The sequence below is a fragment of the Escherichia sp. MOD1-EC6475 genome, assembly GCF_003046645.1.
GTDB classification, from domain to species: Bacteria; Pseudomonadota; Gammaproteobacteria; order Enterobacterales; family Enterobacteriaceae; genus Escherichia; species Escherichia ruysiae.
The window spans coordinates 39497-52782 of sequence record NZ_PZKQ01000011.1 but is presented as its reverse complement, the minus strand read 5'-3'; the positions used below and the strand labels follow the sequence as shown (position 1 = coordinate 52782).

The following is a 13286-nucleotide window of genomic DNA, read 5'->3' as shown; positions in this document are numbered from 1 at the left end:
GATTTTTTATGGCAGCAGGCGAGAATACTGAGCCGGGTAATACCGGCTATCACCGGTATGAAACTACCGGGGAGAACACGCACTACACCGATGTTTTATGCAGTGGAAAAGTCATCCGGTGCCGGCGGGTGCCGGTCAGAGGGATCACGCTGACGGTGGGGGTGTTCTTTGATGGTACCGGGAATACGGCGATAGTGGCTGCAATAGAGAACGGGCTGGATATGTCCAGATACCATGGAAAACCTGCGGGAGAGGTGCGCTTTCTGGGGCTTTTTGACACAGTGGCAGCCATCGGGAGCCTGCTGAATTTCTACGATATTAACGGACGCAGTAATCCTGGTGTCAACCTTGAGCTGCGTCCTTCCGTGGCGCAGAAGGTGTTTCAGATAAGCGCAATGCACGAGTGCCGTTATAACTTCAGTCTGAACAGCATCGCGGGGATGTGGCCGGAGCTGGCACTGCCGGGGGCGCATTCGGACATTGGCGGGGGCTACAACGCGGGTGAGGATGAGATTTCCCTGCTGACGATGCCGGACTTTGATGTGATACCGGAGAGCGCGGACGAGACGCAGACTGCGGTGTACCGTCAGGCGGAGAAGATGCGTCAGGCGCTGTTTTCACTGCCGGCGCTGAAGTACCTGATGCCACACGGTAAGGTGGAGACAAAAATGATTTCGTGGCCGCTGGTTAACCTTGACAAGGCTCGGGCTTTTATTTTTGAGAAGAAAGCCGGCGCGGCGGTGTTTATGACGCGCAGGGCGGTGCCGAACGACTGGGAAAAGGTGTGTATGCGGGTGATGCTCGATGCGGCACAGGACGCCGGGGTAATATTTGGAGATATTGACCCGCAAAACCCTGACACAGCTCTTCCTGCTGAGCTGGTTCCCCTGTGTGACAAAGCAACAGCCCAGGGGCGTGCGATCCGGCGTGGCGCAGAGCCGGAGGGCTTCACGGCGGAGGAGATGCGAACCATCGGGCGTTATCTGCACTGTTCGGCGAACTGGAACATCGACTCGGACCTGAGCCTGTGGGTGAGTCCGTCCTCGGGAGAGGTTTTTCTGCGAAACCACTATGCGCCGACTGACGACCGCTCGTTCGTGTGGCCGATGGCTCCGGGCAAAGGGTGGGTGCGGACGGTGTGGAGGATGGATGACCAGCAGCAGTGGGAAGACCGGGCGCGGGCGAACGTGGACGTGCTGGACGAACTGTTCTGAGGAGGAAGGGATGAGACGATTACCGCTGATGGTGGCCGTGCTGGGGGGCATTCTGCTTTCAGGCTGCCATGACCGCCGGGCAGGCGTAAAGACGCTGCTGGGAGACGGCGTGGAGCAGTGGGGAAAGAAGCTGCCTTACGATAACTGGAATTTTAGCTTTATATACCCGAAAAATCTGCCTGCACTAGTGACGATGGTGTACCTGGAGGACGGGGATATTCGGGAAAGTATCTTCCGTCGGTTAGATCCTATGGACATCAGTGATCTGAGTGTCGGGCGCTGGCATGATTTGATAGGGGGGTATGGCGGGTATTTTAACCGGGGAAAAGCACTGCCGGTACGAATGACGGTGTGCTGGGACTCGGTTATCGACAAGAAAGCGTATGAAACGGAGATCTGGTTCAGCCGGGAGACGTGGCAGCAGATGGCTACGGCATATCCTGACCCGTATCATCCTGGTAAACCTTACTACCGGAAGCGAATGGCTGTTGGTCTTGCTCCAGGCGGTACTGTACGGATCTGGCTTGAGGATAACGGGAACCCATCCGTACTCCAGCAACCAGCACGGCAGCTTACCCTGACGGGGGATGATATGCTGATATGCAAAGGGGTAACGAAACATCCTAACGGGTATGTTTATTACGGAAAGACACCAGATTTCATCAAAGGGAAAACCTATCCGTATGGTAACTGGTAGGGCATAACGATTAGAAAACTCAAAAGGATCTTCTTGAGATCCTTTTGAGCATCAATCTGATTGTTTTGACGGGTTAAACTTCAATACTGCGAACGCGCCAGTGAAATCAGTGCGCTGATTGTCGAGTAAGGGGCAAAATCCAGCAATTGGATGAAATCGAAGTGGGCGTGGCGTTATGAGGGAAAAATTATTCAAAGCGATCATATTATTCTGTTTAAACGTGCGCTTCACTGCGGAGGAGATGCGAACCATCGGGCGTTATCTGCACTGTTCGGCGAACTGGAACATCGACTCGGACCTGAGCCTGTGGGTGAGTCCGTCCTCGGGAGAGATTTTTCTGCGAAACCACTATGCGCCGACTGACGACCGCTCGTTCGTGTGGCCGATGGCTCCGGGCAAAGGATGGGTGCGGACGGTGTGGAGGATGGATGACCAGCAGCAGTGGGAAGACCGGGTGCGGGCGAACGTGGACGTGCTGGACGAACTGTTCTGAGGAGGAAGGGATGAGACGATTACCGCTGATGGTGGCCGTGCTGGGGGGCTTTCTGCTTTCAGGCTGCCATGACCGCCGGGCAGGCGTGAAGACGCTGCTGGGAGACGGCGTGGAGCAATGGGGAAAGAAGCTGCCTTACGATAACTGGAATTTTAGTTTTATATACCCGAAAAATCTGCCTGCACGGGTGACGATGGTGTACCTGGAGGACGGGGATATTCGGGAAAGTATCTTCCGTCGGTTAGATCCTATGGACATCAGTGATCTGAGTGTCGGGCGCTGGCATGATTTGATAGGGGGGTATGGCGGGTATTTTAACCGGGGAAAAGCACTGCCGGTACGAATGACGGTGTGCTGGGACTCGGTTATCGACAAGAAAGCGTATGAAACGGAGATCTGGTTCAGCCGGGAGACGTGGCAGCAGATGGCTACGGCATATCCTGATCCGTATCATCCAGGTAAACCTTACTACCGGAAGCGAATGGCTGTTGGTCTGGCTCCAGGCGGTACTGTACGGGTCTGGCTTGAGGATAACGGGAACCCATCCGTACTCCAGCAACCAGCCAGACAGTTTACCCTGACGGGGGATGATATGCTGATATGCAAAAACATTCCCAACCAGATTGATTTCAGTTACATCAAGGCTAACGGTTACGCCCCCTTTATCCGCGATTTTATCAAGGGAAAGCACTATCCATATGGCAACTGGTAGGGCATAACGATGAGAAAACTCAAAAGGATCTTCTTGAGATCCTTTTGAGCATCAATCTGATTGTTTTGACGGGTTAAACTTCAATACCGCGAACGCGCCAGTGAAATCAGTACGCTGATTGTCGAGTAAGGGGGCAAGATCCAGCAATTGGCTGAAATCGAAGTGGGCGCGGCGTTATGAGGGAAAAATTATTCAAAGCGATCATATTCTTCTGTTTAAACGTGCTCTTGGCGTGACCACTGGTATTCTGCCGTGGAACTTCCCGTTCTTCCTTATTGATTGCCCACAAAATGTCGCCTGCTCTAGTGACCGGTAAACATGGCTTGCATGAGTACCTTCAAACCCAGGTAGTCTATTTACAGTCATAATGTGTAAAACAGGCGGAGGCATTTTTCTCCGCCTGTATCTGTCAGAGTTTGGCGAATTTTTCGAGAGTGCGAATAAGCTGGGTAACAAACCCATATTCGTTATCGTACCAGGCGACTGTTTTCACCAGTTGTAAATCGCCCACGGCGGTAATTTCCGTTTGCGTGGCATCAAACACCGAACCGAAATGGCTGCCAATGATATCGGAAGAGACTATTTCTTCATCGGTATAACCAAATGACTCGTTATTGTTTGTCGCTTTTTTAAGCGCGTTGTTCACCTCTTCGGCAGTGACTTTTTTCCCGAGAATAGACACCAGTTCGGTGACCTAACCTGTTTTCACGGGTACGCGTTGCGCATGGCCTTTCAGTTTGCCGCTCAGTTCCGGGATCACCAGGCCAATGGCTTTTGCCGCGCCAGTGGTGTGGGGAATGATATTTTCTGCCGCCGCACGTGAAGCGCGTAGATCTTTACCACGCGGACCATCCACCAGTGACTGGGTGCCGGTATAGGCATGAATGGTCGTCATCGTGCCGACTTCTATTCCGAAACTGTCGTGCAAGGCTTTAGCCATCGGCGCAAGACAGTTTGTGGTACATGACGCTACAGAAACAATGGTGTCATTACCATCCAGAGTGTCGTCATTGACGTTATAAACGATAGTTTTCATCTCACCGGCAGGGGCGGAAATCAGTACTTTCCTGGCGCCAGCATCCAGATGCGCCTGCGATTTTTCTGCAGAGGTATAAAAGCCTGTACATTCGACAATGATTTCTGCACCTTTCGCTTTCCACGGAATATTTTTCGCCTCTTTTTCGGCGTAAACCGCAATGCTTTTCCCATCGACGATAAGTGAATCTTCAGTGAAATCAACGCTCCAGGGGAACGGGCCGTAGTTTGAATCATGTTTCAGCAGATAGGCGAGAATTTTCGGGGATGTGAGATCATTAATAGCGACAACGTCTATGTTGCTTTTGACCTCAAGTAATCGACGCAACACCAGTCGACCGATACGACCAAAACCGTTAATGCCAACTTTACTCATGGTTTTCTCCTGTAAGGAACTCTTGGGTGAAAATTGATCCTTTCCAGGCTTAGACCAGGATGGCGGGATGAGCAATCTACATTCGTGCAGCGAAACGTAACGTACTGAAAAAGGGCGAACAATATTTAATGAAATTTTAAGAAAAGCTGGTTATGTTAACGATAAGTTGTTTTAAATCAGGAAATATTATGGAAAATAAATACGCAAGGTTACAAATTGGCATTCACTGGCTGGTCTTTTTGCTGGTTATTGCAGCCTATTGTGCAATGGAGTTTCGTGGCTTTTTCCCACGTAGCGATCGGCCGCTCATCAACATGATCCATGTTTCCTGCGGCATTTTAATTCTCGTACTAATGGTACTTCGTCTTGTGCTAAGGCTGAAATACCCAACCCCGCCAATTGTGCCTAAACCGAAACCGATGATAACGGGGCTCGCGCATCTCGGGCATCTGGTCATTTACCTGCTGTTTATCGCGCTGCCGCTGATTGGTATCGTGATGATGTATAACCGTGGCAATCCCTGGTTTGCGTTCGGTGTGACGATGCCTTACACGTCAGAGCCAAATTTCGATCTGGTGGATATTTTAAAGTCATGGCATGAAACGCTGGCAAATTTGGGATATTTCGTTATCGGGCTACATGCTGCTGCTGCATTGGCACACCACTATTTCTGGAAGGACAACACGCTTCTGCGCATGATGCCGCGTAAGCGTTCCTGACGACAATAAAAGAAAGCGCCTGTACTAAACCAGACCCGTGGTACAGGCGAAGAATACGGGTCTACATCGGAAGCATCTATTATATTTATTTGTATGACAAATAAAACCATAATTAGCCTTTATGTGTTTATCTGGTTCATATTTAACCAATTTATCTTTCAGTTAAGATTGAAATCCATTTTCCTCAATCTTTGATCTCGCTAAGTGAAATCAAGTCCACCCAGCGTATAACTTTTATACCGAACATAAGATTTGGTAAACAATGGAGGTTATATGAAAAAATTTGCACTTATCTTGTTTATGGGAATGCTTGTTTCGTTTTATGCCGATGCCGGGCGCAAGCCGTGTTCTGGTGCAAAAGGTGGAATATCCCACTGTACTGCTGGTGGCAAATTTGTTTGTAACGATGGATCTATCAGCGCATCGAAAAAGACATGTACTAACTGAAAGGAAAAAAGGGGTGCCATGAGAAAATGAACCTGCCGCCAGATGCGCGGGGAAAACTCCCCGCGCAGACCCTTACCTGGACTTACAGGCCATGAGAGCCGCCACCTCCTTATTACCGTCCCGGAACCGCAGTTCGTAGAGCGTTTGTCGGGTCAGAAGTGTGAATGCCAGTATTGTGAAACAAATAATGAGCAGACACACCACCAGAGGGTTGCGTTTCATAGCCTTTCTCCTTGCCGGATGGCAGGTAAGAGACTAACATCTGAATTGTGTGGTTCATTCGTTGGCCTCGATTGATAGAAATATCGGTCGGGGCCTTCGTCTTTCTGATTCCCGGTTAGCCTGAAAACAGAAAGTCTCAGGCACCCGCGATCATCCTATGCAGCCTCTCTTAGCAGGGGAATAATCACTTTGCGAAATTGCGTGACGGCTTCCGGCAAATTTTAAACAGATAACATAAACGACAGGATTAAATGCGAGCCAGGTTCCGGTTGCAGTTGCAGTATGAAAAGGGGTGCCATGAGAAAATGAACCCGCCATCCAGATGCGCGGGGAAAACTCCCCGCGCAGACCCTTACCTGGACTTACAGGCCATGAGAGCCGCCACCTCCTTATTACCGTCCCGGAACCGCAGTTCGTAGAGCGTTTGTCGGGTCAGAAGTGTGAATGCCAGTATTGTGAAACAAATAATGAGCAGACACACCACCAGAGGGTTGCGCTTCATAGCCTTTCTCCTTGCCGGATGGCGGGTAAGAGGCTAACATCTGAATTGTTGGGTTCATTCGTCGGCCTCGGTTGATAGAAATATCGGTCGGGGCCTTCGTCTTTCTGATTCCCGGTTAGCCTGAAAACAGAAAGTCTCAGGCACCCGCGATCATCCTATGCAGTTTCTCTTAGCAGGAAAATAATCACTTTACGAAAGTGCGTAACGCTTTCCAGAATTTCACGCAATACACCTCACAAAGCATCCTTATTCGCCAGCCTATTCATTGCGGCGCCCGATGATCTGTTAACGCATAAAATGTTGTAAAAATGTGAAGTGAAAACGTTTTTGGCAGTAAGCAATTACCACCGATTGCCGATGATTCTCTCTCGGGAGTAAATCTGGAAGAGAGACAACGGCCATGCATACAACACCCTCACACCGCTTAGGTTTTTTATATCACATCAGGCTGGTTCCGCTATTTGCCTGTATTCTGGGCGGCATATTACTTCTATTTGCCCTGAGTTCAGCTCTGGCTGGGTATTTTCTCTGGCAGGCTGACCGCGATCAGCGTGACGCTACTGCGGAGATCCAGACTCGCACCGGTTTGGCAAATAGCTCTGATTATCTGCGTTCAGCCCGCATCAATATGATTCAGGCCGGGGCGGCGAGCCGTATCGCAGAAATGGAAGAGATGAAGCGAAATATTGCACAAGCGGAATTGCAGATTAAACAATCGCAGCAAGGTTATCGTACTTACCAGAATCGCCAGGTGAAAACGGCTGCAGATGAAGCTCTGGATGCTGAATTAAATCAACGTTTTCAGGCTTATATAACTGGCCTCCTGCCTATGCTGAAATATGCCAAAAACGGCATGTTTGAAGCGATTATTAATCATGAAAGTGAGCAGATCCGAACGCTGGATAATAGTTATACCCATATATTAAACAAAGCCGTTGAAATACGTAGCGCCAGAGCGAACCACCTGGCGGAGCAGGCGCATCAGCGCACTCGACTGGGTGTGATGTTTATGATTGGTGCGTTTATCCTTGCCCTGGTCATGACGCTGATGACCTTCATCGTTTTGCGTCGGATTGTGATTCGACCTCTGCAACATGCCGCGCAACGTATTGAACAAATCGCCGGTGGCGATCTGACAATGAACGACGAACCGACGGGGCGCAGCGAAATAGGACGATTAAGTCGTCATCTACAGAAAATGCAGCATTCTCTGGTGATGACCGTCGGGACGGTACGCCAGGGGGCGGAGGAGATTTATCGCGGCACCAGCGAAATCTCCGCTGGCAATGCTGACCTTTCTTCGCGCACGGAAGAACAGGCGGCGGCGATTGAACAAACCGCTGCCAGCATGGAGCAACTCACCGCGACGGTGAAACAGAATGCGGACAATGCACACCACGCGAGCCGTCTGGCACAAGAGGCTTCCGTTAAAGCCAGCGATGGCGGGAAGACAGTCTCCGGCGTGGTGAAAACGATGGGCGATATCTCCAGTAGCTCGAAAAAAATTTCCGAAATTACCGCCGTGATCAATAGTATTGCTTTCCAGACAAATATTCTGGCGCTCAATGCCGCCGTTGAAGCTGCGCGAGCTGGTGAGCAAGGTCGCGGATTTGCGGTTGTCGCCAGCGAAGTGCGTACACTTGCCAGTCGCAGCGCCCAGGCGGCGAAAGAAATTGAAAGCTTGATTAGCGAATCAGTCAGATTAATTGGGCAAGGGTCAGATGAGGTTACAACCGCCGGGAAAACGATGAGTGCCATTGTGGATGCCGTGGCGAGCGTCACACATATCATGCAGGAAATTGCCGCTGCCTCCGATGAGCAAAGCAGGGGAATAACGCAGGTCAGCCAGGCGATTTCTGAAATGGATAAAGTAACGCAACAGAATGCCTCTCTGGTGGAAGAGGCCTCTGCAGCGGCAGTGTCTCTTGAAGAGCAGGCGGCACGATTAACTGAGGCTGTGGATGTATTCCGCCTGAAGAAACAATCGTTACCTGCGAATCAACGAGGGGCAGGGCGCTCGGTTAGTTTGGCAACGGCGTGATAATGTCAAAGAAGGGATCGTCAGATCCCTTCACCTTTCAGAACGGCATTGATTTCCGAATTGCGTTAATCATTAGCTGACAGCCGGAAGAGAGCGTTGCATCTACGCGGGTCAGTATTCCAATCGGTTCGCCTGCGCCATGTCCCGGAACAGGTAGCGCCACCAGCGTGGCATGACGCAGGTCGTCTTTTACAGCGCCAGAAGGGACAAACCACACATAGTCATATTCAACCGTAAGCTGACGCGAAAGCGATGCTGAAAGCGTTTCAATACAACCCGAAGGAATTTTGCAGCCCTGGCTTTGTACTAACGCATCTGAATGTTGGCGGGGCGCAGTGCCTTCTGGCGATACGACAACCGGCCATTCCAGTACCCGACTTAACGTCACGTTTTCCTGAAGAAGCGGGTGGTTAGGCCGGACAACCAGTTTCAGTGATTCGAGAAACAGCAATTCGTAATTAAGCCCGGTCATCAGTTCAGGATCTGACATCCGACCAACACCGATATCAATTTCCCCCGTTTTTAAGCCTGCCAGAATCATGGTGTTACTCATAGTGGCAACTTGCAGAGTGGTCTCTTTTTGTTGCTGATGAAACTGACCAATAACGGAAGGCAAGATCCCCAGTGCAGCAGTGGGTAATGCACCAACCCTTACAACATCATTGTTAAGCCCTTCTTTACGATTAAGCGCCTGACCTGCGGTGTTGATGGCGTCAAGCACTCTGACTGCATGGGTTAAAAATTGCTCGCCAGGTAAGGTAAGCTGTGCGCCCTGACGTCCACGGTCAAATAAGCGGGTGCCTGTCAATTGTTCAAGTTCATTCAATGTTTTAGAGAGCGCAGGTTGACTCAAATTAAGGGTTTCAGCCGCGCGCCCCAAAGTTCCTTGTTGTGCGACAGCTACGAAAGTATGAAGGTGGCGCAAACGGATGCGCTGACTAAACAGACTATTTTTTTCCATAAGCGATGTTAAAAACGAAGCGGTGCCGCTGACAAGTGAAGTTGTTTGATTATGATAACTTGATTGCAAAATATTATTAACATATAAAGCAATTTTGTTACGTTTCCAGTCGTGGTTTTACTGATTTCGTGGGGAGATCACAGTTTGTAAATTCTTCCCACCAGAGTAAATGTGGTTACCTACACTCCAGATTACTGACCACTGGAGGCAGAGATTATGGCGAACAGCATCACGGCGGATGAGATTCGGGAACAGTTTTCGCAGGCTATGTCAGCCATGTATCAGCAAGAAGTTCCACAGTACGGTACGCTGCTGGAACTGGTGGCTGACGTCAATCTGTCTGTGCTGGAAAACAATCCCCAATTGCATGAAAAAATGGTAAATGCGGACGAACTGGCGCGACTTAACGTTGAACGTCATGGGGCGATTCGCGTCGGCACCGCACAAGAGCTTGCCACTCTACGGCGGATATTTGCCATTATGGGGATGTATCCGGTCAGTTATTACGATCTCTCGCAGGCGGGCGTGCCGGTACATTCCACAGCATTTCGTCCTATCGATGATGCCTCGCTGGCGCGTAATCCTTTCCGGGTTTTTACCTCATTACTTCGCCTTGAACTCATCGAAAACGAAACCTTGCGCCAGAAGGCGGCGGAGATTTTACACCAGCGCGATATCTTTACCCCGCGTTGTCGACAACTGTTAGATGTATATGATCAGGAGGGCGGCTTTAGCAAAGCTCAGGCGCGGGAGTTTGTGCAGGAAGCCCTGGAGACGTTTCGCTGGCATCAGTCAGCAACAGTAGATGAAGAAACCTATCGCGCGTTGCACAACGAACATCGACTGATTGCTGATGTGGTCTGTTTTCCTGGCTGTCATATTAACCACCTGACGCCACGCACGCTCGACATTGACCGGGTGCAGTCGATGATGCCCGAATGCGGTATTGAACCCAAAATTCTGATCGAAGGGCCGCCGCGCCGCGAGGTGCCGATTTTACTGCGCCAGACCAGTTTTAAGGCGCTGGAAGAGACAGTGTTGTTTGCAGGGCAAAAGCAGGGAACACATACCGCACGCTTTGGTGAGATAGAGCAACGTGGTGTGGCATTAACGCCGAAAGGACGGCAACTGTATGATGAGCTTCTGCGTAACGCCGGAATCGGACAGGATAATCTCACTCACCAACTGCATTTGCAGGAAACCTTCAGCGCCTTCCCGGACAGTGAATTTCTGATGCGCCAGCAGGGATTGGCATGGTTTCGCTATCGCCTGACGCCATCGGGTGAGGCGCATCGTCAGGCGATCCATCCCGGTGACGATCCACAGCCTTTGATCGAACGTGGTTGGGTAGTGGCGCAACCTATTACCTATGAGGATTTCCTGCCGGTTAGTGCTGCGGGGATCTTCCAGTCGAATCTGGGTAATGAAACGCAAATGCGCAGTCACGGTAATGCCAGCCGGGAGGCTTTTGAACTGGCGCTGGGGTGTCCGGTATTTGATGAGTTTCAGTTGTACCAGGAAGCGGAAGAACGCAGTAAACGCCGCTGTGGTTTGCTTTAAATTCTGTCCAACCGACTTTGCAAAAATTTGCCTGATTTTACAAACGAATCAGGCTCATCCCATCGACAGAAAAAAATTGCCGATTTATGCATATTCTCTGAGTTCAACAATTGGATTATTAATAAATATTGTCTAGAGTGAGCGGTCATTAATAAGCATTTTCTTGCCGCTGAATACGACCAGCGCGGGACCATTCACTACACCAGAAGGACTCACTTTCAGGTATGGATCGTAGACGATTTATTAAAGGTTCAATGGCTATGGCCGCCGTGTGCGGGACTAGCGGCATTGCTTCTCTTTTTTCTCAGGCTGCGTTCGCAGCAGAATCTGACATTGCCGACGGGCAAACCCAGCGTTTTGACTTCTCTGTTTTACAGTCGATGGCGCACGACTTAGCGCAAACAGCGTGGCGTGGTGCGCCGCGTCCGTTACCCGATACGCTGGCGACGATGACGCCGCAGGCTTATAACAGCATTCAGTATGATGCCGAAAAATCACTCTGGCATAACGTTGAGAACCGCCAGCTGGACGCTCAGTTCTTCCATATGGGGATGGGATTCCGTCGCCGTGTTCGCATGTTCTCTGTTGATCCAGCAACACATCTGGCGCGCGAAATACACTTCCGTCCGGAGTTGTTCAAATACAACGATGCGGGTGTTGATACCAAACAATTAGAAGGGCAAAGCGATCTCGGTTTTGCGGGGTTCCGTGTGTTTAAAGCCCCGGAACTGGCGCGCCGTGACGTGGTTTCTTTCCTCGGTGCCAGCTATTTCCGTGCCGTTGATGACACTTATCAATACGGTTTATCGGCGCGTGGTCTGGCGATCGACACTTACACCGACAGCAAAGAAGAGTTTCCCGACTTTACCGCCTTCTGGTTCGATACGGTAAAACCTGGCGCGACCACTTTTACCGTTTATGCGTTGCTCGATAGTGCCAGCATTACTGGTGCTTACAAGTTCACCATCCACTGTGAGAAGAATCAGGTGATTATGGATGTCGAGAATCACCTGTATGCGCGTAAAGACATTAAACAGCTGGGCATCGCGCCGATGACCAGTATGTTCAGTTGCGGGACTAACGAACGTCGTATGTGCGACACTATTCATCCGCAAATCCATGATTCCGACCGTCTTTCCATGTGGCGGGGCAATGGCGAGTGGATCTGCCGTCCGCTGAATAATCCGCAGAAATTGCAGTTCAATGCCTATACCGATAACAATCCAAAAGGGTTTGGCTTGTTGCAGCTGGATCGTGATTTCTCCCATTATCAGGACATTATGGGTTGGTATAACAAACGCCCAAGTCTGTGGGTGGAACCGCGTAACAAGTGGGGTAAGGGCACTATCGGTTTGATGGAGATCCCGACGACCGGCGAAACGCTGGATAATATTGTTTGTTTCTGGCAACCAGAAAAAGCAGTCAAAGCGGGCGACGAACTGGCGTTTCAGTATCGCCTTTACTGGAGTGCGCAACCTCCCGTTCATTGTCCATTAGCACGAGTCCTGGCGACGCGTACTGGCATGGGGGGCTTCCCTGAAGGCTGGGCGCCAGGTGAGCATTATCCGGAAATATGGGCTCGTCGTTTTGCCGTCGATTTTGTCGGTGGTGATCTGAAAGCTGCTGCGCCGAAAGGGATTGAGCCTGTTATCACACTTTCCAGTGGTGAAGCGAAACAAATAGAAATTCTCTACATTGAGCCGATTGATGGTTACCGTATTCAGTTTGACTGGTATCCGACTTCGGATTCAACTGATCCGGTCGATATGCGTATGTATTTGCGCTGCCAGGGCGATGCTATCAGTGAAACATGGTTGTATCAGTATTTTCCTCCAGCACCGGATAAGCGCCAGTATGTTGACGATCGCGTGATGAACTAAGCGTCATTTTTTCGGCACCTTCTTTCGGGAGGGTGCCGTCTGGTTAAACACGATCCCGCTCGCATTTTTCCTCAAGTTAAATGGGTAATCTGATGTTGTATATTTCATATACATGTTGTCAGCCACTAACAGGGAGTGCGTATGTTTCCAGAATATCGAGATTTAATATCCCGTCTGAAAAACGAAAATCCTCGCTTTATGTCCTTGTTCGATAAACACAATAAACTTGATCATGAAATTGCCAGAAAGGAAGGTTCTGACGGTCGAGGATACAATGCGGAAGTCGCCCGCATGAAAAAACAGAAATTACAAATGAAGGATGAGATGCTTAAAATCCTGCAACAGGAGAGCGTCAAAGAGGTGTAAACTTTGCTGAGCCGCCTGGCAGGCGGCTTTTTTAACGACTGCAAAGAGTGACTGGAGATAA

General features: G+C 50.2%; 13 protein-coding genes and 3 pseudogenes. 12 read left to right on the top strand and 4 right to left on the bottom strand.

The window, feature by feature from the left end:
- Positions 1 to 8 precede the first annotated feature (8 nt).
- The 6 genes and pseudogenes from A7589_RS02580 to A7589_RS02560 all read left to right on the top strand — a co-directional run.
- On the top strand, positions 9 to 1214 hold the full coding sequence (locus A7589_RS02580) for a phospholipase effector Tle1 domain-containing protein (protein WP_108188708.1): 1206 nt from the start codon (positions 9 to 11) through the stop codon (positions 1212 to 1214).
- Between the two features lie 10 nt (positions 1215 to 1224).
- Positions 1225 to 1911 carry a DUF2931 family protein gene (locus A7589_RS02575; protein ID WP_001253647.1) on the top strand — a complete coding sequence of 229 codons (687 nt, stop codon included), beginning with the start codon at positions 1225 to 1227 and terminating at the stop codon, positions 1909 to 1911.
- Positions 1912 to 2001: 90 nt separating this feature from the next.
- A pseudogene (locus A7589_RS23615) lies at positions 2002 to 2139 on the top strand (aldehyde dehydrogenase); the annotation flags it as partial.
- Positions 2087 to 2404, top strand: coding sequence for a hypothetical protein (locus tag A7589_RS02570; protein ID WP_016158317.1), 318 nt, complete (start codon positions 2087 to 2089; stop codon positions 2402 to 2404). The pseudogene A7589_RS23615 and the gene A7589_RS02570, both read left to right, overlap by 53 nt.
- A 10-nt stretch (positions 2405 to 2414) precedes the next feature.
- Positions 2415 to 3116, top strand: coding sequence for a DUF2931 family protein (locus A7589_RS02565; protein WP_108188707.1), 702 nt, complete (start codon positions 2415 to 2417; stop codon positions 3114 to 3116).
- A 69-nt stretch (positions 3117 to 3185) separates the two neighbouring features.
- A pseudogene (locus A7589_RS02560) lies at positions 3186 to 3430 on the top strand (aldehyde dehydrogenase family protein); the annotation flags it as partial.
- 95 nt (positions 3431 to 3525) lie between these two features.
- Here A7589_RS02560 and gap read toward each other — a convergent pair.
- Positions 3526 to 4527: pseudogene (gap, locus tag A7589_RS02555) on the bottom strand (type I glyceraldehyde-3-phosphate dehydrogenase).
- A gap of 188 nt (positions 4528 to 4715) precedes the next feature.
- On the opposite strand from gap, the gene cybB reads away from it, so the two are divergent.
- Together cybB and A7589_RS02545 are read left to right on the top strand one after the other, a co-directional pair.
- A complete protein-coding gene (cybB, locus tag A7589_RS02550; RefSeq protein ID WP_000428981.1) occupies positions 4716 to 5246 on the top strand; it encodes a cytochrome b561 in 531 nt (176 codons plus the stop codon).
- A gap of 273 nt (positions 5247 to 5519) precedes the next feature.
- Positions 5520 to 5693 (top strand): YdcA family protein, encoded by a 174-nt coding sequence (locus A7589_RS02545; protein ID WP_000712683.1) that lies wholly within the window; start codon positions 5520 to 5522, stop codon positions 5691 to 5693.
- A 72-nt stretch (positions 5694 to 5765) separates the two neighbouring features.
- On the opposite strand, the gene A7589_RS02540 is transcribed toward A7589_RS02545, so the two are convergent.
- Together A7589_RS02540 and A7589_RS02535 are read right to left on the bottom strand one after the other, a co-directional pair.
- Positions 5766 to 5915, bottom strand: a complete 150-nt coding sequence (locus A7589_RS02540) for a type I toxin-antitoxin system Hok/Gef family toxin (protein ID WP_024165206.1) — start codon at positions 5913 to 5915, stop codon at positions 5766 to 5768.
- 352 nt (positions 5916 to 6267) lie between these two features.
- Positions 6268 to 6417, bottom strand: coding sequence for a type I toxin-antitoxin system Hok/Gef family toxin (locus A7589_RS02535; RefSeq protein WP_024165206.1), 150 nt, complete (start codon positions 6415 to 6417; stop codon positions 6268 to 6270).
- 400 nt (positions 6418 to 6817) lie between these two features.
- Between A7589_RS02535 and A7589_RS02530 the strand changes: the two genes are divergently transcribed.
- Positions 6818 to 8458, top strand: coding sequence for a methyl-accepting chemotaxis protein (locus A7589_RS02530; RefSeq protein ID WP_000557616.1), 1641 nt, complete (start codon positions 6818 to 6820; stop codon positions 8456 to 8458).
- Between the two features lie 37 nt (positions 8459 to 8495).
- Here A7589_RS02530 and A7589_RS02525 read toward each other — a convergent pair whose 3' ends face one another.
- On the bottom strand, positions 8496 to 9419 hold the full coding sequence (locus A7589_RS02525; protein WP_000414571.1) for a LysR substrate-binding domain-containing protein: 924 nt from the start codon (positions 9417 to 9419) through the stop codon (positions 8496 to 8498).
- Positions 9420 to 9635: 216 nt separating this feature from the next.
- Between A7589_RS02525 and hglS the strand changes: the two genes are divergently transcribed.
- From hglS to A7589_RS02505, 3 genes are all read left to right on the top strand, one after another.
- Complete coding sequence (gene hglS / locus A7589_RS02520) at positions 9636 to 10979, top strand: 2-oxoadipate dioxygenase/decarboxylase HglS (RefSeq protein ID WP_000013826.1); 1344 nt, start codon at positions 9636 to 9638, stop codon at positions 10977 to 10979.
- Positions 10980 to 11203: 224 nt separating this feature from the next.
- Positions 11204 to 12859, top strand: coding sequence for a glucan biosynthesis protein OpgD (gene opgD / locus A7589_RS02510; protein WP_000375982.1), 1656 nt, complete (start codon positions 11204 to 11206; stop codon positions 12857 to 12859).
- Between the two features lie 141 nt (positions 12860 to 13000).
- Entirely contained in the window at positions 13001 to 13225 is a 225-nt protein-coding gene (locus tag A7589_RS02505) for an HP1242/YdcH family protein (protein WP_010351400.1), read from the top strand.
- Positions 13226 to 13286 lie beyond the last annotated feature (61 nt).

Excerpts from the sequence above, each read along its gene's own strand:
- A7589_RS02580 (WP_108188708.1), top strand. The coding sequence starts at position 9 with ATGGCAGCAGGCGAGAATACTGAGCCGGGTAATACCGGCTATCACCGG.
- A7589_RS02575 (WP_001253647.1), top strand. The coding sequence starts at position 1,225 with ATGAGACGATTACCGCTGATGGTGGCCGTGCTGGGGGGCATTCTGCTT.
- A7589_RS02570 (WP_016158317.1), top strand. The coding sequence starts at position 2,087 with ATGAGGGAAAAATTATTCAAAGCGATCATATTATTCTGTTTAAACGTG.
- A7589_RS02565 (WP_108188707.1), top strand. The coding sequence starts at position 2,415 with ATGAGACGATTACCGCTGATGGTGGCCGTGCTGGGGGGCTTTCTGCTT.
- cybB (WP_000428981.1), top strand. The coding sequence starts at position 4,716 with ATGGAAAATAAATACGCAAGGTTACAAATTGGCATTCACTGGCTGGTC.
- A7589_RS02545 (WP_000712683.1), top strand. The coding sequence starts at position 5,520 with ATGAAAAAATTTGCACTTATCTTGTTTATGGGAATGCTTGTTTCGTTT.
- A7589_RS02540 (WP_024165206.1), bottom strand. The coding sequence starts at position 5,915 with ATGAAACGCAACCCTCTGGTGGTGTGTCTGCTCATTATTTGTTTCACA.
- A7589_RS02535 (WP_024165206.1), bottom strand. The coding sequence starts at position 6,417 with ATGAAGCGCAACCCTCTGGTGGTGTGTCTGCTCATTATTTGTTTCACA.
- A7589_RS02530 (WP_000557616.1), top strand. The coding sequence starts at position 6,818 with ATGCATACAACACCCTCACACCGCTTAGGTTTTTTATATCACATCAGG.
- A7589_RS02525 (WP_000414571.1), bottom strand. The coding sequence starts at position 9,419 with ATGGAAAAAAATAGTCTGTTTAGTCAGCGCATCCGTTTGCGCCACCTT.
- hglS (WP_000013826.1), top strand. The coding sequence starts at position 9,636 with ATGGCGAACAGCATCACGGCGGATGAGATTCGGGAACAGTTTTCGCAG.
- opgD (WP_000375982.1), top strand. The coding sequence starts at position 11,204 with ATGGATCGTAGACGATTTATTAAAGGTTCAATGGCTATGGCCGCCGTG.
- A7589_RS02505 (WP_010351400.1), top strand. The coding sequence starts at position 13,001 with ATGTTTCCAGAATATCGAGATTTAATATCCCGTCTGAAAAACGAAAAT.